Raw genomic sequence first — 20,316 nt, 5'->3', positions numbered from 1 at the left:
TCGGTATGAACACAGACGTCGCTATCGCTCAAGCCCACACCCTCAAACCCATCACGGACAAAGCGTCTGGCGCCGGCATCCCCGACGAGGCGCTCATTCCCTACGGCTCGTACATGGCGAAGGTGGACATGTCGAAGCTGCCCTCCGCGGGCGAGGCGAAGGGCAAGGTCGTCCTCGTCACCGGCATCTCGCCGACGCCCGCGGGCGAAGGCAAGTCGACGGTGCTCATCGGGCTTGCCGACGCCCTGTCGGCGCGCGGAACCAGAGCCGTCGCGGCCCTGCGCGAGCCGTCTCTGGGCCCGGTCATGGGCATCAAGGGCGGCGCGGCCGGCGGCGGCTACTCCCAGGTCGTGCCGATGGAGGACATCAACCTGCACTTCACGGGCGACTTCCACGCCATCACGTCGGCCAATAACACGCTCGCTGCCCTGGTGGACAATCACATCCACCAGGGCAACGAACTGGGGATCGACCCGCGCCGGGTCACCTGGCAGCGCTGCCTCGATGTCAACGACCGTTCGCTGCGCACCGTGGTCACCGGCCTCGGCGGGCCGGCCGACGGCATGCCTGCCCAGAGCGGGTTCACCATCACCGCCGCCTCCGAAATCATGGCCGTTCTCGGCCTCGCCCAGGACCGCGCGGACCTCAAGGAAAAGCTCGGGCGCATCACCGTCGGCCTGAACTTTGACAAGCAGCCCGTCACCGCGGCGGACCTGGGCGCCCAGGGGGCGATGGCCGCGCTTCTGAAGGACGCCATCAACCCGAACCTGGTGCAGACGCTCGGCGGCACCCCCGCGTTCATCCACGGCGGCCCTTTCGCCAACATCGCCCACGGCTGCAACACGATCATCGCCACCCGCGCGGCACAGATGGTCGGGGACGTTGTTCTCACCGAGGCCGGCTTCGGCTCCGACCTGGGCGCCGAGAAGTTCTTCGATATTAAGGCGCGCTACGGCGGCCTCGACGTCGCGGGCGCCGTGATCGTGGCGACGATCCGCTCGTTGAAATACAACGGCGGGGTACCGAAGGACCGGACGAGCGAGGAAGACCTGGGAGCCCTTGAGCGCGGCGTGGTCAACCTCGAGCGGCACGTAGAAAATGTGCGCAAGTTCGGGGTCACCCCGGTGGTGGCGCTGAACCGGTTCGCCAGCGACGCGGAGGCGGAGCGCGCGTTCCTGTGTGACTGGGCGGGCCAGCGCGGCATCGCGTTGGCGGAGGCCGACGTGTGGGCGCAGGGCGGCGCGGGCGCATCTGAGCTCGCCGACGTGCTCATGGGCACCCTCACGGAAAACACGTCCGCGCCCCTGTACGACCCGGAGCAGGGCGTGGAGCATTCGATTGCGACGATTGCGCGGGAGATCTACCGTGCGCGCGACGTGGAGTACTCCACCGCCGCGCAGCGCGACCTCGCCTCGCTGAAAGCCAGCGGGTTCGACACGCTGCCGGTGTGCATCTCCAAGACCCAGTACTCGTTTTCGGACGACCCGGCCGCCCTCGGCGCGCCGGAAGATCACACCCTGCACGTGCGCAGCCTCATACCGCGCACCGGCGCCGGCTTCATCCTCGCGCTGACCGGCGACGTCATGACCATGCCCGGCCTGCCGAAGAAACCGGCGGCGAACGGTATCGACATCGACGGCGACGGGGTGATTTCGGGACTGTTTTAGTACGTGCCCGGCCAGCCCGGGTAGGCGGGCGGGGTCCCGCCGAACGCCGGGCACAGAGATTGGAATGGGCACCAGCCGCACAGCTTCGAGGTCTGGGGGCGGAACTGGCCGCTGCGGCCGTCGGCCTCGATCTTCGCCCAGAGCTCGCCGAGGTCTCGTTCGAAGTACTCCAGCTCCTCGCGTGACGGGGTGAGGATCATCGAGTCGATCACCTTGAGGTACATCAGCCTCAGCTGCGCCGGGATTGTGCCGAAGAACCGCCAGTACACCAGCGCGTAGAAACGCATCTGGAACTGCGCGTCCCCGGAGTAGCGCGGAAGCGGCTTCTTGCCCGTTTTGTAGTCCACGACGCGGACCTCGCCGGTGGGGGCGACATCGACGCGGTCGATGAACCCGCGCACGGGCACGCCGTTCGGCAGCACGCCGTCGACACGCATCTCCTGCTTCGCGGAGTCGAAGCCGAGCGGGTTTTCCATGTGGAAGTAACCGCGGATGAGCGCCCTGGCGTCGATGAACAACTGCTGGCGGTCCGCGATCGGCTCCTCGACGCTCGGGTCCTCCTCGACCAGGCGTTCCCAGCACGGCACGATGCGCTTCACGGCGGCGGGGTAGGTGCGTTCCCCTCGCTCCCAGCCGTGCATCTCCTCGAGCACGGCGTGCACAAGCGTGCCTTTGACCCGCGCCTCGGTCTTCGGCTCGGGGAGGCGGTCGATCGCGCGCAGCCGGTAGAGCAGCGGGCACTGCTTGTAGTCGGAGGCGCGGGAGGGGGATAGGGCGATCGGCCGTGGGGGCTGTGCGGTCTGTGGGGTCAGTGCGGTCGGTGGAGTCATGATGCACCACATCTTAGAGTGGGGGCATGACACACCCGACTATCGCGGAGTTCCTCTCCTTCCTCGACGCCAGCCCGTCCGCCTTCCACGCCGCGGCCAACGTCGCCGCCATGCTTGCCGACGCCGGCTACGCCCGCGACACCGACCTCACCCCCGGCGGCCACGTGACAGTCACCGGCGGGGCGGTGCTGGCGTGGTGGATGCCGGAGAACCCCAACCCGCGGGTGCGCATCGTGGGCTCCCACACGGACTCGCCGAGCCTGATGCTCAAACCCGACCCGGACTTTGCGCGTGAGGGTTTCCGCCAGGCCGCGGTAGAGGTCTACGGCGGCCCTATTCTCTCCACCTGGTTCGACCGCGATCTGCGCTTCGCGGGGCGGGTGGTCTGTGCCGACGGTTCGCAGCGCCTCGTGCGCACAGACGCAATTGCCAGGGTGCCCAGCCTGGCCATCCACCTGTCCCGCAGCGACTCCGTGGAGATAGACAAGCAGGTGCACCTGCAGCCGGTACTCGCCGTCGACGAGGATGTTTCCACACTCGTCGCCCGGGCGGCCGGCGTGGAGCCGGGCGACGTGCTCGCCCACGAGGTTGTCGCGGCGGACGCGCAGCCGAGCGCCGTGGTGGGGGAGTCCGTCATGTCGGCGAGACTGGACAACCTTTCGAGCGTGTGGGCGAGCACCCAGGCGATGCTCGCGGCGCAGGAGGCGGCCAGCGACATCCTGGTGCTCGCGGCGTTCAACCACGAGGAGGTCGGCTCCGCGTCGGTGGAGGGTGCCGGCGGCGCGCTCCTCGAGCGCCTCCTAGCCCGTCTGTCAGCGCACGTGGGCGACCCGGTCAGCTTCTACGCGGACTCGCTCGCGGTGTCCGCCGACGCGGCGCACAGCGTGCACCCGAACTACCCGGGCAAACACGATCCGACGCACCGCCCGCTGCTCAACCACGGGCCGGTGTTGAAGGTCAACGCGAACCAGCGCTACGCCTCCAACGCGGTGACGCAGGCCGAATGGATCGCCTCGTGCCGGGCGGCCCAGGTGCCGGTCCAGACGTTCGTGAGCCACAACGCGGTGCCGTGCGGGTCCACGATCGGCCCTATCACCTCGACGCGGCTGGGCATTCCGACGGTGGATGTGGGTGTTCCGCTGTTGTCGATGCATTCCGTCCGCGAGCAGGCCGGGGTGCGCGACATGGTGTGGTTCGTGGAGGCGCTGTCCGCGTTCTTGCGGGGCCGTTAGCTGCCCGTCCGCCGCCTTCCCCCCGGAGGCGGCGGACGCTGATAACAGTGTGACCAACAGCGCCATACTGCGCTGCTTAATTTTTCCCTGCGCCTCGCCCACTTTTTTACCATCCCCCTCCCAGGTGCGCAACAGGAGCCAGTTTCCGCCTGGCGCGGGCGCTGGGGCATACTTAGCCCATGTATTCGGGACCCTTCCAAGCCGGAGATAAAGTCCAGCTCACCGACGCGAAACGCCGCCATTTCACCGTCGAGCTCACCCCCGGCGGGCAGTTCCACACCCACAAGGGCATCGTCGCGCACGACGACATCATCGGCGCCGACGAGGGGAGCGTGGTCAAGAGCTCCCTGGGCTCCGACTTCCTGTGCTTCCGCCATCTGCTGGTCGACCACGTCTTGTCCATGCCGCGCGGCGCGGCGGTGATCTACCCGAAGGACGCCGCCCAGATCCTTGTCGAGGGCGACATTTTCATGGGCGCGCGCGTCTTGGAGGCCGGCGCCGGCTCCGGCGCGCTGTCGATGTCCCTACTCCGCGCGGTCGGGCCCGAGGGCACGGTGTTCTCCTACGAAATCCGCGAGGACCACTTCGCGTTCGCCCGCGACAACGTCCGCGACTATTTCGGCACAGAGCCCGACTGGTGGCAGCCTCGCCTGGGGGACTTCGGCGAGATCACCCGCGACGACCTCGGCGGGCCGGTGGACCGCATCATCTTGGACATGGTGGAGCCGTGGCTGTTCGTAGACACGGTCAAGGATCTGCTCATCCCGGGCGGGGTGTTCATGACGTACGTGGCCACCGTTCCGCAGCTGATGAACATCATGGAGGCGATCCGCGGGGCGAAGTGTTTCACGGAGCCGCGCGCGTGGGAAACGCTTCTGCGCGAGTGGAAGGTCGAGGGCCTGGCCACCCGCCCGGAGCACCGCATGAACGCCCACACGGCCTTTTTGGTGTGGACGCGCAGGCTTGCCGACGGCGTCACGCCGCCGCGCCCCCAGCGCAAAGCCCGCCGGTAGGGTGTGTTTATGGCTGGACACGGAATAGAGGATGACGCCTTCGGGCCCGAGATCCGCGAGCTGAAGCGCGAAAACCAGGCGATGGGCGCGCGCAACAAGCAGCTCGCCGAGCTGCTCAAAGCGTCGCGGGACAAGCTCAACGACCTCTACGCCCAGCTTGAGGCATTGGAGGAGCCCGCCAACCCCTACGGCGTCTACCTCTCCGGTTCCCGCAAGGGGATGGAGGCCGAGATATTCACCTCGGGCCGCCGCATGCGCGTGAAGGTCTCGCCGAACGTGGCTCCCGGCTCACTCGTCCCCGGCACCCTCGTGCGCCTCGGCGACGGGACGATCATTGTGGAGGCCTGCGGTTTCGACACTTCCGGCCAGCTGGGCACGATGGTGGAGCGCATCGGCACTGACCGCGCCGTCGTCGCGGACCAGCAGGGCGCCGAATCACTCGTGCACTTGGCCCAGCCACTGCTGTCCACCGCTCGCTCCGGCGACACGCTCCTCTACGATCCCCGCGTCGGCTTCGCCTACGAGCGCGTACCCAAAACCGAGGTCAACCAGCTCTCCCTCGAGGAGGTCCCCGACGTCACCTACGACGACATCGGCGGGCTCGCGTCGCAGATCGAGACAATCCAGGACTCCGTCGAGCTGCCGTTCGCCCACCCGGAGCTCTACCGCGCGTACGACCTCGCCCCGCCGAAGGGCCTGCTTCTCTACGGGCCTCCCGGATGCGGGAAGACCCTCATTGCGAAGGCCGTGGCCAATTCTCTCTCCAGCCGCATCGGCGACGGCGGGTCCGCCCACTTCATCAACGTCAAGGGCCCCGAGCTGCTGAACAAGTTCGTGGGCGAGACAGAGCGCCGCATCCGCCTGATCTTCGAGCGTGCCCGCGAGCTCGCCTCCGACGGCCGTCCCGTCATCGTGTTCTTCGACGAGATGGAATCGATCTTCCGCACCCGCGGCTCGGGGGTGTCCTCCGACATGGAAACGACGGTCGTGCCGCAGCTGCTCACCGAAATCGACGGCGTCGAGGGGATTGCCAACGTCATTGTCATCGGCGCCACCAACCGCGAGGAGCTCATCGACCCCGCGATCCTGCGCCCGGGCCGCCTCGACATCAAAATCCGGGTCTCGCGACCCAACCGCGACGAGGCCAAAGACATCTTCGCCCGTCACCTCACCGAACGGGTCCCGCACGCCGAGCCGATCGCGTCGCTTATCGACGCCGCCGTGGACGCCCTCTTCGCCCCCCGCCCCTTCGTCCGCCTCGAGCTTGTCGACGGCTCCACCGAGGTGCTCCACTACTCCGATTTCATCTCCGGCGCCATGATCGCCAACATCGTCGACAGAGCAAAGAAGTTGGCTATCAAGGACCACATCTCGGAGGCGTCGACAAGCGGCGTGAGCGCCGAGCACCTGCGCGCAGCCGTGCGCGCAGAGCAGGACGAGAACGAGGACCTGCCAAACACAGCGAACCCCGACGAGTGGGCGCGCATCACCGGGCGCCAGGGCCGCCGCGTGATCTCCGCCGAAGTGCTCGGCTGAGCCCGGCGGCCGGGGCGGTGGGTCGAGTCGCTCGGGCGGAAAAGTCCGCAATGCGGAGTCCCGGTGCCATTCGATCGCCAACGAGATGCACGGTGCCCGTCCGGTTGGAAAAGTCCGCAATGCGGACTCCCGGTGCCACCTGAGTACGGGCGAGTGTCTGGTCAAAAAGTCCGCAATGCGGACTTATGGAGCCCTTTTTGAAAGCTATATAAACCCCCATCTCCGCAGGTCAGAGCACATGTCCAGACCAAGTGTTAACATGCCCATAAAATCGCACACACAATCTAATCTAACGGGGGTTAACATGAGGATCGAGGATGAAAGACTAGGTAACAGGAACGCATTGCACGCGGACATCGCTCGTTTTATCGAAGAGGGTTTCGGAACTTTCACACGCAAGAAGGCCGAAGTACTTATGGCGATCGCGCTGTTTGATTCGTTGAACCTGGCCGCACGTTTTGGCTCCAGCTCGACCGCAATGTGGATGATTCGCAGCCTGTCGCTGCCGAACTCCTCGGCGCACGAGTACGTCAAGGTGGCACGCACCCTTGACACCTTCTCTCGCCTGGCGGATGCGTTTCTGGAGGGCCGCCTCAACTACTCGAAGGTGCGCCTCCTTCTACCGCATCTGACCGCCGCCACAGAGGAAGAGCTCGTTGAGTTGGCGGTCGGCATGACCTATCACGAACTTGAGCTCGCGTTACTTAAGTTCCGCAGCGGCGATGGGCCGAGAGGGCGGAAGTCTTACGTGCGCTTGAAAGCACGTGACGACGGACGCATCGGGTTATGGGCGGATTTCAATGCCGCAGAAGGCGCCCGGGTGATGGCGGCGCTGAAGGTCGGGGAGCTGGCATGGCACGACGTCGATTGGGACGAATTGGAAGGGGGTGACGGCGCGCTGGACGAGGCGAAGGTCGACAGTGAAATCGACAGGCGCACGAGAAGCAGTTCAGGGTGCTCCGGTTTCGGGTTGCCACTGGGAGAAGCCCTGCTCAGCGCCTTTATGGGAATAGTAAACATCGCGCTGACTCAGCCTAGAAATCCGCTGCGCTCACCGGGCGCGCACGTCAATATCGTGATGACAACGGATGGCCGCGCTTATCTGCCAAACAACCCCGGCGCGCCGTCCGCGGCCGTGGAGAATTTCCTAAGCAACGCCTCCTACCGGGTCAACAGGGTGGACTCGGAAGGACTGTTACTCAATACAGGCCGATCTTTCCGCCTGGCCAACGAATCGCAGGTAAACGCGTTGATGCTGATGTGGCGCGGTACGTGCGCGATGCCGGGATGCACGCACACGCGGTTCATGGAAATGCACCATATTCATGAGTGGGCCGATGGAGGGCCGACCGATCTCGAAAACTTGCTGCCACTTTGTTCCGCATGCCACAGTATGGTCAGCGACGGGTTCGTGAAGATCCTGAAGGACTCCGGAGACATTCACTTCGTCTTCCCGGACGGGTCCCGCTTCGTCAGCCGCGACCGGGGCCTCCCGGTTCGGAACGACAACGCGCTGACCCTGCACGAGTTCAACGAGGCCGAGTGGGCGTGAGGCCGGTGAGAATTCGTACGGCACGGCCGAAATCGTCGTCACTGAGGTGGCCGAAACTGAGCAGCAGGTCAGGCCCTGCCCGCCCAACTTCGATTTCCCGGCGAGCGAGAAGGCCGACGAATTGCTCCTGCGCATCCGACGTCGGAAACGCAGCCACGATGTCTGCCCCGAGGCAGTCCTGGCCCAGGGTGATCAGGGCCCCCGATGCCTCGAGCGCCGGGACGACGGCGTCGCGAAGCCGATCCATGCGGTCGGTGAGTTTCTTGTGCACGACCCTGGTGTTGCGGCGAACGAAACCACCCTCGAGCAGATGGGCGATAGCGTGCTGAGTGACAGGGGAGACCGGCATGCCGAGCGTCTGTCGCGTCGCCCGGAGGGCCTGCGCTATCACGGCGTCCGCGACGACATAGCCGGCGTTGAGCTGCGTGCTCAGCAACGTTGAGAACGTGCCCAGGGTGATCACACTCGCCTCCGACGCGAGCATTCCCAGGGTCGGGAGAGGGGAAACGCGGTGGCGTAGTTCGCTGTTGAAGTCGTCCTCAATGACGGTGACTCCGTTCGTCGCCGCCCACTCAAGCAGGGCGAGGCGGCGACTCGCCGGCATGGACGCGCCGAGAGGGTACAGGTGGGACGGAGTGACCAGCACGGCATCCAGGTCCCCCGGCAGAGACGCGACGTCAATACCGAGCTCGTCGGTTTCGCAGGTGACCGGGGTGTGCCCGGCCAGCGGGATGACACTGCGCAGTCCCGGGTGCCCTGGGTCCTCCACGCCGATCCGCAGGTCGCGCCCGAGGGACATGAGAATCAGGAGCAACCCCTCGCGGGAACCGCCCGTAACCAGAACGTTGTCGGCGCTGACCGCCAGGCCGCGGGCCAGGCGCAAATGTCCGGCGATGGCGCGGCGCAGCGCGGCCTGCCCCGACTTGTCGGCCGGCTGGGCGGGCATGGCCGCGGCTTCCCGCCACGCGCTTCGCCACGCGGCGGGCGGGATGGTGCCGGGGTGGCCGGACGAAGGCCGCAGGGAGAGGGCTCGGTGGGCCGCGGGATGGGGCGCGGCCGCGACGGGCGGAGGCGGGGGCGACACGCGGGGCAGGTCAGGGTGCACGACGGTAGGTGCACCCTGGGCGGACAAGAGCACGCCCTCGGAAAGGAGCTGGTCGTAGGCGGTGACGACGCTGCCCCGGGAAACACCCAGCTGGCGGGCGAGCTCGCGCGTCGAGGGCACGCGGTCGCCACCGGTGAGCTCGCCTGCGGCGACGAGCCCGCGCATGCCGGAGACAATCTGGGCGGGGAGCGAGGTGGGCAGCGAGCGGTCGACGGCGAACATAACTGGTCCAAAGAATCGGTAGGTAAGTGGATCTAGGAATCTACCAGTATGGCGAGCAGGATGGAACGCATGACTGAAACGAACGCACCCGACGCAACAGTGAAATCCGGACTCGCCCAGATGCTCAAGGGCGGGGTGATCATGGACGTCGTGACCCCGGAGCAGGCACGCATCGCCGAGGACGCGGGCGCCGTCGCCGTCATGGCGCTGGAAAGGGTGCCGGCGGACATCCGGGCCCAGGGCGGCGTGGCGCGCATGTCCGACCCGGATCTGATCGAAGCCATCACCGAGGCAGTCGATATCCCCGTCATGGCCAAGGCCCGCATCGGACACGTGGTGGAGGCGCGCATCCTGGAGCACCTCGGGGTGGACTACATCGACGAGTCCGAGGTCTTAAGCCCCGCCGACTACGTCAACCACATTGACAAGCGGCCGTTCACCGTCCCGTTCGTGTGCGGGGCGACGAACCTGGGCGAGGCGTTGCGGCGCATCACCGAGGGCGCGGCCATGATCCGCTCGAAAGGGGAGGCCGGTACCGGGGACGTCTCCGAGGCGACCAAGCACATCCGCACCATCACGTCCGAGATCGCCAGGCTGCAAGCGCTGTGGAACTCCAACCGCGACGAACTCTACGTCGCCGCGAAGGAGCTGCAGGCGCCCTACGAGCTCGTGGCACAGGTGGCGGAGCGAGGGGAGCTACCCGTCGTGCTTTTCACGGCGGGAGGCGTTGCCACCCCCGCCGACGCCGCGCTCATGATGCAGCTCGGGGCGGACGGCGTGTTCGTTGGCTCGGGAATCTTCAAGTCCGGCGACCCGGCGGCGCGCGCGGCGGCGATCGTGAAGGCAACGGCGGCGTGGGACGACATCGAAGCCGTCACGGAGGCATCCCGCGGGCTGGGGGAGGCGATGGTGGGCATCAACGTCGCTGACCTGCCCGCTCCGCACCGGCTCGCCGAGCGCGGATGGTGACGGTAGGCGTCCTCGCGCTGCAGGGCGGAGTGCGCGAGCACGAACGGATGCTGGAGGCGCTCGGGGCGCGCACGGTCCTACTGCGCCGCGCCGGCCAGCTCGACGGGATCGATGGGGTGGTAATCCCCGGAGGGGAATCGTCGACCATCGACAGGCTCCTGCGTACCTTCGGCCTGTTCGAGCCCCTGCGGGCAGCACTCACACAGGGCCTGCCTGTGCTGGGCACCTGCGCGGGACTGATCACGCTGGCAACGGAGATCGAGGACCGCGCTCCCGGCCAGCGCAGCCTCGGGGTGATCGACATGCGGGTGCGGCGAAACGCCTTCGGCCGGCAGGTCAACAGCGCCGTCGAGCGCATCGACACCGCCTTCGGCCCGGTCGAGGCCGCCTACATCCGCGCCCCGGAGGTGGTGGCGGTGGGCGACGGCGTCGACGTCGTCGCGAAGAAAGGGGAGCGTGTCGTGGGCGTCGAAACGCCGTCGGCGCTCGCGGTGAGCTTCCACCCGGAGCTGACGGGGGACACGACCATCCACGCGCACTTCCTCGGGAAACTGACCCGGTAGGTTCGTACCCATGGCGCGTTTTATGGGTACCGAAACCGAATACGGCATCACCTCCCCGGACGATCCGACGCTGAGCCCGATCGTCACCTCCACCCACGCGGTGGTCGCCTACGCGGCGGTGCACACCGGCGCTAGGGCTCGCTGGGACTACGAGGACGAGCACCCGCTGAAGGATGCCCGCGGGTTCGACCTGCGCCGCTACCGCACCGTCCCCGTCGTCGACGCGAACGCGCTGGGCGTGGCCAACGTGGTCACCTCCAACGGCGCGCGCTTCTACGTCGACCACGCTCACCCCGAGTACTCCTCGCCGGAGGTCTCCAACGCCTTCGACGCCATGCTTTACGACGCCGCCGGCGACGTCGTCCTCAACCAGGCCGCCGCCAACATCGCGGAGCTGTACCGGCAGGGCGTGAGCGTGCTCAAGGACAAGGAGCCGTGCCCGCCGCTGAAGTTCTACAAGAACAACGTCGACGGCAAGGGGGCCTCCTACGGCAGCCACGAGAACTACCAGTACTCCCGGCACACGGATTTCACCCGTCTGTCGCAGGCGCTGATCCCGTTCTTCGTCACCCGCCAAGTCCTCATCGGCGCCGGCCGCGTCGGCATCGGCCAGGACGGAGAGCGCGAAGGGTTCCAGATCTCCCAGCGCGCCGACTACTTCGAGCAGAGGGTCAGCCTGGAGACGACGCTCAACCGCGGCATCGTCAACACCCGCGACGAGCCTCACGCCGACGAGACGCGCTTCCGGCGCCTCCACGTCATCGTGGGCGACGCCAACATGAGCCAGTACTCTACCTTCCTCAAACTCGGCATGACCTCTCTCGTCCTCGACGCCATCGAGGACGACGTCGACTTCTCCGATCTGGAGATTGCGGACCCGGTCGCGGAGATCAAGGCGGTCTCGCACGACCCGACCTGCACCCATGAACTCCAGCTCGTGAGCGGACGCAGTGCCACGGCCATCGAGATCCTGCGTGCCTACCGGGAGAGGGTGCGTGGACAGGGGAGCGTCGATAAGCAGGTGCTCGAGCTGTGGGGCGAGCTTCTCGACGACCTCGAGCCCGACCCCCTCACAACAGCGGACCGGCTCGATTGGACCGCGAAGTGGGCGCTGATCCGCGCGTGCCAGAAACGCGGGGTGGACATCGCGGACCCGAAACTCAAGGCAGTTGACCTGCAGTACGCGGATATCGATCCCTCCTCGTCCCTGCACCACGCCCTCGTGCGCTCGGGCAGGATGCGCACGCTTGTCGACGCCGACGCCATCCGGGTCGCCGCCGAGACGCCACCGGAGGACACCCGCGCCTACTTCCGCGGGGCCGTGAGCACAACCTTCGGCGAGAAGGTCCTGGCCTCCAACTGGCAGGCCGTGCTGCTGGACACGCGCACCGGCCCCCGCAAGATCCGCATTGACGACGTCGACGCGTTCACCCGCGCTGACGTCGGCGAGATCATGCGGCGCGCCCGCGACGTCGACGAGCTCATCGACATGTTGGAGAGGCGTAAGGGCTAAACTTTCACCATGGCACAGCAGCAAATTCAAGGCGGCAACGGCGATCCGCACGACCCGGACGAGCAGGTCGACGGCGGCCAGGCCCAGCTGAACACCACCGGCACCGACGACCTCCTCGACGAGATCGACGCGCTGCTGGACAGCAACACCGAGGAGTTCGTGCGCTCCTACGTGCAAAAAGGCGGGCAGTAGGCCGTGTACGCCCGCCGGATCATGGGGGTGGAGACCGAGTTCGGGGTCACCGCGTTCCGCGACGGCTCCCCGGTGCTCAGCCCCGAGGAGGTCGCCCGCTACCTGTTCCGGCCGGTCGTATCCGCGCACCGCAGCTCGAACATCTTTCTGGACAACGCCTCGCGGCTCTACCTCGATGTGGGTGCGCACCCCGAGTACGCCACCGCGGAGTGCGACTCCATCACCCAGCTGCTCAACAGCGACAAGGCGGGCGAGCTCATTTTCGACCGGCTCTCGCGCCAAGCCGAGGCCGCGCTGGCGGCCGACGGCATCGGCGGCGAGGTCTACTTGTTCAAGAACAACGTCGATTCGCGCGGGAACTCCTACGGCGCGCACGAGAACTACCTGATCAGCCGCGAGCTCGCCCTCAAACCCTTTTCGCTGCAGCTGCTGCCGCACATGATCACCAGGCAGCTGATCTGCGGGGCGGGGCTGATCAAGAAGGGGCGCTTCCTCATCTCCCAGCGCGCCGACCAGGTGTGGGAGGGCGTGTCCAGCTCCACGACGCGCACGCGGCCCATCATCAACACCCGCGACGAGCCCCACGGCGATTCCCGCCGCTTCCGGCGCATGCACGTCATCGTCGGCGACTCCTCCATGGCCGAGCCCACCTTCGCCCTCAAGATCGGCTCCACGCTGCTGATCATCGAGATGCTCGAGGCCGGTGTCGACATGCCGCGCTTCGAGCTGGACAACCCCATCGAGCACATCCGCCCCATCGCCGCCGACCCGACCGGGCAGACCCCACTGCGGCTCAAGGACGGCGGCACCGTCACCGCCCTCGAGGTCCAGGCCCAGCTTCTCGACGCCGCGCGCTCCTGGCTCACGCGGCGGCCCGACGAGGGAACGTCCAACGAGGAGATGGCGCGCGTGGTCGACTTGTGGGGGCGCGCGGTGGAGGCCGTCGAAACGCAGGACTTCAGCTCGGTGGACCGCGAGATCGACTGGGTGATCAAACGGAAGCTGCTGGACCAGTTCAGGCAGCGCCTCGGCTGCGGCTGGGACCACCCGAAGCTCGCGCACATCGACTTGGCCTACCACGACATCCGGCGCAGCCGCGGCCTGTTCTACCTCCTCCAGAGCAAGGGCCTAGTGGAGCGCTGGACCACCGACGACGCCATCGAGGCGGCCGCCACGGACGCGCCGACGACGACGCGCGCGGCGCTGCGGGGCGCGTTTTTGGCTGCGGCGCGCGCAACGGGGGCGTCGACGAACGTCGACTGGGTGCACCTCAAGGTCAACCACCCCGAGCCGCGCACGGTGGAGCTGACGGATCCCTTCGCCGCCGGGGGAGAGGCGGGTGCGCAGGTGGACGCGCTCATCGACTATATGCGCGCGTCCGCGCGTAATGTGGTCTCCGACACTAGTGGGAGGATGTATGGCGACGGATAGCGCGGTGATTGAGCGCCTGACCAACCTCACCTTCGCGCTGCTGGGCACCGAGCGCCCCCGCGACTACGAGTGGGTGCTGGCGCGCGTCGCGGGCTACGAGTCCTACCGGGGCGAGGAGCCGAAGCTTAAGGCGGCGTTCCACCGCCAGCTCAGCCGCGACGTGCGCACGATCCGCCGCGCGGGCGTGCCCGCGCGGATGGAAAACGGCCTGGTGTGGGTGGACAAGGACGCCTACGTCCTGCCGCCGATCGACTTCACCGACGAGGAGGCCACAGTGCTCGGGCTCGCAGGGGACCTGGGGCGCGACCACAGCCTCGGCGCCTTCGCCCGCTCCGGCTGGACCAAGCTCGCGGCGTCCGGGGCGACCCGTTCCTTCGACAGCCCCGCCCTGGCCAGCGTGGACAACGACGTCATGCGGCTCGACGCCGAGACCGTCAAAAACGTTACCGCCTGCACCCGCGGCAAAAAGCGCATGGTGTTCGACTATTCCCCCGCCCCGGCGGCACCCGTGCAGCGCCGGGAGATGGACCCGTGGGGGATTGTCGCCCTGGACAACCGCGCCTACGTGGTCGGCTGGGACACCGAGCGCGACGCCGAGCGCGCGTTCCGGGCGATGCGGGTGAGCAACGTGCGCCAGGCGCAGGCCCGCGGCGGCGCGTTTCACGAACCGACGCGCCCGCTCGCCGAGGTGGTCCACGACGTACTGCGCGGGCCCGTCACCGACGCCCGGATCCGCGTCGCGCCCGACGCCGCCCCGGAGCTCGAGGACGCGGCCACCCGGAACGGGGACGCGCTCGAGTTCGCGGGTGTCGAGCGCGACTGGCTCGTGCGCACCGTGGCCAGCTACGCGCCGGCCGTGACGGGGATTGAGCCGGAGGAGGTGCGGCGCGACGTCGTCACGCTGCTTGCCCACGCCGCGGGAGGTGGACGGTGAAGGACAGCCCGGCGAAGCTCGAGGGTCTCGTGCGCTCGCTCAACCTCATCCCGTACCTGCACAGCCACCGCACCGCGACCCCGATGGAGATCGCGCGCGACCTGGGTTACTCGCACACCGAGGTGATGCGCGACCTGACGCGCCTGAGCATGTCGGGTGTCGGCAGCGGTCCGGGGGAGCTCATTGACCTCGTCGCGGACTGGACCGGCATCACGGTCATCGACGACCAGGGGCTGAACAAGCCCCTGCGCTTGACCCCGACCGAGGCGAACGCGCTGCTGCTCACCCTCGAGTCGCTGGAGACCATGCCCGGCCTCGTCGACCAGGCCGCCGTCGTCTCCGCGGCCGCGAAGCTGCGCACCGCCGTCACGGGCCACGGCGTCGACGACTCCACCCCGCAAGAGGCGCCCGCCGGGCCCATCACCGTGCTCACCGACGCCATCGGCCGTTCCCTCCAGTTGGAGCTGACCTACTACTCGGCCTCGTCCGGGCGGACGTCGACACGCACGGTCTCGCCCGCGGCACTGTTCCACCGCGACGGCGAAACCTACCTCCGCGCCTACGAGGCCGGCGCGACCGAGCCCAAGAACTTCCGCCTCGACCGCATCCGGCACGCAGCGCTCGTCTCCGCGCCCTCCGAGGCTCCCGCGGGCGCGGGCGCCATCGACAGCAGCGACCCCTTCGGATTCGCCGACCGCAGCAGAGCCGCGCTCGAGATCCGCCGGGAGGCGACGTGGCTGGCGGACTACTGGGAGATCGAGCTCGACCTTGACGCGGGACCGGGGGAGTGGGTGCCGGCCAGCATGCCCTACGGCTCCGACGACTGGCTCGTTCGCTTCTGCCTCAGCCAGGGCGACCGCGTGCGCCTGGTAGAACCCGCGGAACTCGCTCGGAACGTTGTTGCGCGCGCTCAAAGTGCGCTCGATGCGTTAAGCTAATCCGGCACGGCGCCTCGCACGAACAGTTGAGGCGACAGCCACAATCGCGAAAGGAACTCCATGCCTAACCTGGGTTGGACGGAAATCCTCATCATCCTGGTCATCATCTTGCTGCTCTTCGGGGCGAACAAGCTGCCGGATCTGGCTCGCTCCATGGGACGTTCCGCCCGCATTTTCAAGAGCGAAGTCAACGAGATGCGCAACGACGGCAAGCCGGCAACCCCGCAGGGCGAGCTGCCCCAGGCAGCTCAGGAAACCCAGAGCGCCGCCCAGACCCCGGAGAGCTTCTGGGACCGCCCGGAGAACCAGCCGCGCCCGCAGAACTAACCCGCCGTGGCACGGAAGAAGAACGCCGACGGCACCATGCCGCTCGTGGAACACCTCAAGGAGCTCCGCAGGCGGGTCATCATTTCCCTTGCCGCGCTGGTCGCGGGGACCGTCGTCGGGTTTATCTGGTACCAGAACGCCCCGTTCGGTCTAGCGCCCCTGGGTGAGATCATCCGCGGGCCGTACTGCAACCTGCCCGCGGACGTCCGGGCGGACTTCACGGGCGACGGCACGTGCCGCCTGCTGGCGACCACGCCGTTCGAGATGTTCATGCTGCGCCTGAAGGTGGGCGCGCTGGCCGGGCTAGTGTTGTCCTCCCCGGTGTGGCTGGGCCAGATCTGGGCGTTTATCACCCCCGGCCTGCACAAGGGCGAGAAGCGCTACACCTTCATCTTCGTCACCCTCGCCGTCACCCTGTTCGTGGCCGGTGCGCTGCTGGCCTACTTCGTCCTGGACAAGGGCCTCTACGTGCTCATGACCATGGGCTCCGAGTTCCAGGTCGCCGCGTTGACCGGGCGCGAGTACTACAACTTCCTGCTCTCGCTCATCGTCATCTTCGGCGTGAGTTTCGAGCTTCCGCTCATCGTGGCCATGCTCAACCTCGCCGGCGTGCTGCGCTATGAGCACGTCAAGGACAAGCGGCGCATCATCGCCATCGGCCTGTTCATTTTCGCGGCGTTCATGACGCCGGGGCAGGACCCCTTCTCCATGGTGGCGCTAGCGGTGGCCATGGTGATCCTGGTCGAGCTCGCGTTCCAATTCTGCCGCATCAACGACAAGCGGCGGGACAAGCAGCGTCCGGAGTGGATGGACGTGGATGACGACTCCGCGTCCGGGCCCATCGGCGGGGCGTCCGCCGTCGCGGCCCCGCAGCCTGTCGCACCCGCGCCGACTCAGGATCGCTTCGAGGACGTACTCTAGGGGGCATGTCTGCACCTTCGCCGAGCACGCACCTTGACCACTTCCGGGCGCTGAAACCCTTCCCGCTCGACGACTTCCAGGTGGAGGCCTGCGCGGCGGTGGAACAGGACCGCGGCGTGCTAGTGTGCGCGCCCACCGGCTCGGGCAAAACGGTAGTGGGGGAGTTCGCGGTCTCGCTCGCGCTGTCCCGCGGCACGAAGTGCTTCTACACCACGCCCATCAAGGCGCTGAGCAACCAGAAGTACAACGACCTCGTGGCCGAGCACGGCGAGGACGCCGTCGGCCTGCTCACCGGCGACGTGAGCATCAACCCGTCCGCGGAGGTCGTCGTGATGACGACCGAGGTGCTGCGCAACATGATCTACGCCTCCTCGCCGCAGTTGGACCGCCTCTCCCACGTGGTCATGGACGAGATCCACTACCTAGCCGACCGCGACCGCGGCGCCGTGTGGGAGGAGGTCATCTTGAACCTCGACGACTCCGTCAGCGTGATCGGCCTGTCCGCGACGGTGTCCAACTCAGAGGAGTTCGGCGAGTGGCTGGGCACCGTGCGGGGCGACACCGCCGTCATCGTCTCCGAGCACCGGCCGGTGCCGCTGACCCAGTACATGATGGTGGGCCGGAAGATGTTTCCGCTGTTCGAGCCGGGCACGGACGGGCAGGTCAACCGCGACCTCGAGCACGCCATCGAGCGCATCGAGTCCGGCCGCGCCGAGGAGGGTCGCAGCGACTACGAGCAAGGCAGGGGATTCCGCTCGCGTGCCGACGGCCGCCGCTCCGGCCGCGAGCGCCCAGCCGACAAGACCCGCCCCGTCGGCCGCCCCGAGGTGGTCACGGCGCTGCAGGGCCGGGACATGCTGCCCGCCATCGTGTTCATCTTCTCGCGCGCGGGTTGCGACGGGGCGCTGTTCCAATGTTTGCGCTCTCGCAAAGAGCTGACGACGCCGGAGGAGCAGGTCCGCATTGCGGAGATCGTCGACGAGGGCGTCGAGGGCATCCCCGAGGAGGACCTGCAGGTGCTCAACTACCGGCAGGTGCGCACGGCGTGGACGCGCGGCTTCGCCTCCCACCACGCGGGGCTCCTGCCCGCCTTCAAGCACATCGTGGAGGAGCTGTTCGTGCAGGGCCTGGTGCGCGTCGTGTTCGCCACGGAGACGCTTGCGCTCGGCATCAACATGCCGGCGCGCACCGTGGTGTTGGAGAAGATGGTCAAGTTCAACGGTGAGGCGCACGTCGACCTCACACCGGGGCAGTACACGCAGCTCACGGGGCGCGCGGGGCGCCGGGGCATCGACCACATCGGTAACGCCGTGGTGCAGTGGGCGCCGGCGATGGACCCGCGGGAGGTGGCGGGGCTAGCCTCTACACGCACCTACCCGCTGGTGTCCCCGTTCACTCCGGGCTACAACATGGCCATCAACATGCTGGGGATGAACGGGTTCGACAATTCGATCCGCCTTGTCGAGCAGTCGTTCGCCCAGTTCCAGACCGACCGCTCCGTGGTGGGCGAGGTCCGTGACATCGAGCGTCTCGGAGCGCGCGTGTCCGCACTGCGGACCCAGCTGGAGCGCGACATCTCCTCATTCGCCCCGCCATCTGACGACCCGGCCGCGGAGTTGGTGGACTACCTCCAGCTGCGCCGCGACTTGAGCGAGGCGGAGAAGGAGGCGCGGGCGAACGCGCTGACGGACCGCCACACGGAGACCGTCGCGCTCCTGGCGCGACTCCAAGTCGGCGAGGTCATCGCGCTGCCGGGGAAGAAGAAGCCGGAGCTCGCCGCCGTCGTGCAGGTGGCCGGCAAAAAGGACGACCCGCGGCCGTGGGTAACCACGGAGCGCGGATGGTCGGGCCGCATCGACGCCTCTTCCTTCCGGAATCCCCCTGTCGTGGTCGGCCGCGTGAAGATTCCTCGGCACATGGCCGATCAGCCGCGCCGCCACGCACGCAAGGTCGTGGACATGCTCCACCGCGGGAAGTTCAGCGCCCCGCGTAAGCTGCGCGAGTCCGCCCGCGTGCGGCCCTCGAAAAAGGTCACCGCGCTGCGCGAGGCGGTGCGCAGCCACCCCGTCCACGGCTGGCCGGCCGCCGACCGCGAAATGCTCGCGCGCGTCGGCGAACAGATCGTGCGTGAGGAACGCAAGCTGACCGCGCTGCGGCACCGGGTGGACAGCTCCACCGACTCGCTCGGCCGCACCTTCGAGCGCATCATCGGGCTTCTGACGGAAATGGACTACGTCGAGATTATCGACGGCGAGCCGCACGTCACCGACGAAGGCGAGCGCCTCGCGAGCATCCACAGCGTCTCCGACTTGCTCGTAGCCCAGTGCCTCAAGCGGGGGGTGTGGGACGAGCTCGATCCAGCCGAGCTCGCCGGGGTGGCGTCCATGTGCGTGTTCGAGAACCGCAAGTCCACCATGGGTTCGCCCGAGGCGGCCACGGACGCCATGGCGGACGCGATGAACTCCACCATGCGCATCTACAACGAGCTCGTCTCCGACGAACAGCGCCACCAGCTACCCGTGACCCGCATGCCGGATGCCGGCTTCAGCCTGTCGATGCACCAGTGGACGGCCGGCGCGCCGCTCGGCTACTGCCTGGCCGCCGCCGCGGAATCCGGCGCCGAACTGACCCCGGGCGACTTCGTGCGCTGGTGCCGCCAGGTCATCGACCTGCTCGAGCAGGTGTCCAAGACGGGCTATAACGACGACATCCGCCACAACGCGAAGCGCGCCATCGACGCGATCCGCCGCGGCGTTGTCGCCATCGGCAGCTAGTTCGTTCGCTTGTCGACGGCCGCGTGGACCCGCTCGTCGAAAAGCGAGACCGTGGCCAGGCCGAGGTTCACGCCGAAGGGGTCGAGGATGAGCGACTGCACCGCGAACACCTCGCCGTGCGCCATCACCGGCCCGCCCGAGTCACCTTTTACGGCCGGGGTGACGTTGAAGATCGCGCCGGCGGGCTGCACCCGCGTGCGCAGGTTGCGGGAGAACGCGAAGGGAAGCGCCGTAAGGAAGTAACCGTCGCGCGCAGCCGGGTGGCGCAGCTTGCCGCCGTAGCCGAAGGTGGCGGTGGCGCTGAAACGCTGCGGCGCGCGGCCGAGGGTGGGGAAGTCGGCGCCCTCCGGGATGCGCACGCGGGCGACGTCCGCGATCGCGATGTCCGTGCCCGAGACGACCTCGACGTCCTTGACGCGGCGGCGCGTGCCGGCAACGTCGACGTTGACCAGGCGATCGACGTCGCGGAAGAAGTGTGCGCACGTGAGCACCGTCGTCGGGTTGACCAAGACGCCGGAGCAGTAGCCGGAGGGGTGGGAGAGACGGGCAATGAAATCGGGGCGCACGCCGTCCGAGTGTAACGGCGACTAGGATGAC

18 protein-coding genes are annotated in these 20,316 nt (G+C 67.7%); 15 read left to right on the top strand and 3 right to left on the bottom strand.

Annotation, left to right across the window (positions count from 1 at the left end; translation table 11 throughout):
- Positions 1-5: 5 nt before the first annotated feature.
- A complete protein-coding gene (locus BLS40_RS02705; RefSeq protein WP_092148415.1) occupies positions 6-1,667 on the top strand; it encodes a formate--tetrahydrofolate ligase in 1,662 nt (553 codons plus the stop codon).
- On the opposite strand, the gene BLS40_RS02700 is transcribed toward BLS40_RS02705, so the two are convergent.
- Positions 1,664-2,497 carry a RecB family exonuclease gene (locus tag BLS40_RS02700; RefSeq protein ID WP_092148412.1) on the bottom strand — a complete coding sequence of 278 codons (834 nt, stop codon included), beginning with the start codon at positions 2,495-2,497 and terminating at the stop codon, positions 1,664-1,666. The genes BLS40_RS02705 and BLS40_RS02700 overlap by 4 nt on opposite strands.
- Before the next feature lie 26 nt (positions 2,498-2,523).
- Here BLS40_RS02700 and BLS40_RS02695 point away from each other — a divergent pair, with 26 nt between their 5' ends.
- From BLS40_RS02695 to BLS40_RS02680, 4 genes are all read left to right on the top strand, one after another.
- Positions 2,524-3,729, top strand: coding sequence for a M18 family aminopeptidase (locus BLS40_RS02695; protein WP_092148409.1), 1,206 nt, complete (start codon positions 2,524-2,526; stop codon positions 3,727-3,729).
- A 179-nt stretch (positions 3,730-3,908) separates the two neighbouring features.
- Entirely contained in the window at positions 3,909-4,742 is an 834-nt protein-coding gene (locus BLS40_RS02690) for a tRNA (adenine-N1)-methyltransferase (RefSeq protein WP_092148406.1), read from the top strand.
- Positions 4,743-4,751: 9 nt separating this feature from the next.
- The gene (gene arc, locus BLS40_RS02685; protein ID WP_092148403.1) at positions 4,752-6,278 is read left to right on the top strand and encodes a proteasome ATPase; all 1,527 of its coding nucleotides are present in this window, start codon (positions 4,752-4,754) and stop codon (positions 6,276-6,278) included.
- 304 nt (positions 6,279-6,582) lie between these two features.
- Complete coding sequence (locus tag BLS40_RS02680; RefSeq protein ID WP_092148400.1) at positions 6,583-7,830, top strand: HNH endonuclease; 1,248 nt, start codon at positions 6,583-6,585, stop codon at positions 7,828-7,830.
- On the opposite strand, the gene pdxR is transcribed toward BLS40_RS02680, so the two are convergent.
- The gene (gene pdxR / locus BLS40_RS02675; protein ID WP_092148397.1) at positions 7,808-9,157 is read right to left on the bottom strand and encodes a MocR-like pyridoxine biosynthesis transcription factor PdxR; all 1,350 of its coding nucleotides are present in this window, start codon (positions 9,155-9,157) and stop codon (positions 7,808-7,810) included. The genes BLS40_RS02680 and pdxR overlap by 23 nt on opposite strands.
- A gap of 60 nt (positions 9,158-9,217) precedes the next feature.
- Here pdxR and pdxS point away from each other — a divergent pair, with 60 nt between their 5' ends.
- Genes pdxS through BLS40_RS02625 form a run of 10 tightly spaced genes read left to right on the top strand, consistent with a single transcriptional unit; the run spans position 9,218 to position 19,719 of the window.
- A complete protein-coding gene (gene pdxS / locus BLS40_RS02670; RefSeq protein ID WP_197672622.1) occupies positions 9,218-10,126 on the top strand; it encodes a pyridoxal 5'-phosphate synthase lyase subunit PdxS in 909 nt (302 codons plus the stop codon).
- Positions 10,120-10,689, top strand: coding sequence for a pyridoxal 5'-phosphate synthase glutaminase subunit PdxT (gene pdxT / locus BLS40_RS02665; protein ID WP_092148394.1), 570 nt, complete (start codon positions 10,120-10,122; stop codon positions 10,687-10,689). Before pdxS ends, pdxT begins: the two co-directional genes overlap by 7 nt.
- 10 nt (positions 10,690-10,699) lie before the next feature.
- A complete protein-coding gene (dop, locus tag BLS40_RS02660; RefSeq protein WP_092148391.1) occupies positions 10,700-12,202 on the top strand; it encodes a depupylase/deamidase Dop in 1,503 nt (500 codons plus the stop codon).
- A gap of 9 nt (positions 12,203-12,211) precedes the next feature.
- Positions 12,212-12,394: a ubiquitin-like protein Pup gene (locus BLS40_RS02655; protein ID WP_092148388.1), complete on the top strand. Its 183-nt coding sequence runs from the start codon at positions 12,212-12,214 to the stop codon at positions 12,392-12,394.
- A gap of 21 nt (positions 12,395-12,415) precedes the next feature.
- Positions 12,416-13,825: a Pup--protein ligase gene (gene pafA, locus BLS40_RS02650; RefSeq protein ID WP_092152080.1), complete on the top strand. Its 1,410-nt coding sequence runs from the start codon at positions 12,416-12,418 to the stop codon at positions 13,823-13,825.
- The gene (locus BLS40_RS02645) at positions 13,812-14,759 is read left to right on the top strand and encodes a helix-turn-helix transcriptional regulator (RefSeq protein WP_092148385.1); all 948 of its coding nucleotides are present in this window, start codon (positions 13,812-13,814) and stop codon (positions 14,757-14,759) included. The genes pafA and BLS40_RS02645 overlap by 14 nt, the downstream gene beginning before the upstream one ends.
- Positions 14,756-15,697 (top strand): helix-turn-helix transcriptional regulator, encoded by a 942-nt coding sequence (locus BLS40_RS02640; RefSeq protein ID WP_092148382.1) that lies wholly within the window; start codon positions 14,756-14,758, stop codon positions 15,695-15,697. The genes BLS40_RS02645 and BLS40_RS02640 overlap by 4 nt, the downstream gene beginning before the upstream one ends.
- A 60-nt stretch (positions 15,698-15,757) precedes the next feature.
- Positions 15,758-16,024: a Sec-independent protein translocase subunit TatA gene (gene tatA / locus BLS40_RS02635; protein WP_092148379.1), complete on the top strand. Its 267-nt coding sequence runs from the start codon at positions 15,758-15,760 to the stop codon at positions 16,022-16,024.
- A gap of 36 nt (positions 16,025-16,060) precedes the next feature.
- Positions 16,061-16,945 (top strand): twin-arginine translocase subunit TatC, encoded by an 885-nt coding sequence (gene tatC, locus BLS40_RS02630; protein WP_092152078.1) that lies wholly within the window; start codon positions 16,061-16,063, stop codon positions 16,943-16,945.
- Between the two features lie 5 nt (positions 16,946-16,950).
- A complete protein-coding gene (locus BLS40_RS02625; protein ID WP_092148376.1) occupies positions 16,951-19,719 on the top strand; it encodes a DEAD/DEAH box helicase in 2,769 nt (922 codons plus the stop codon).
- Here the strand turns inward: BLS40_RS02625 and BLS40_RS02620 are convergent.
- A complete protein-coding gene (locus BLS40_RS02620; RefSeq protein WP_092148373.1) occupies positions 19,716-20,285 on the bottom strand; it encodes a S1 family peptidase in 570 nt (189 codons plus the stop codon). The genes BLS40_RS02625 and BLS40_RS02620 overlap by 4 nt on opposite strands.
- Positions 20,286-20,316 lie beyond the last annotated feature (31 nt).

The sequence above is a fragment of the Corynebacterium mycetoides genome (assembly GCF_900103625.1).
Taxonomy (GTDB): domain Bacteria; phylum Actinomycetota; class Actinomycetes; order Mycobacteriales; family Mycobacteriaceae; genus Corynebacterium; species Corynebacterium mycetoides.
Note: the sequence above shows the minus strand (reverse complement) of the source record. Positions and strands in the feature narration are given on the sequence as shown.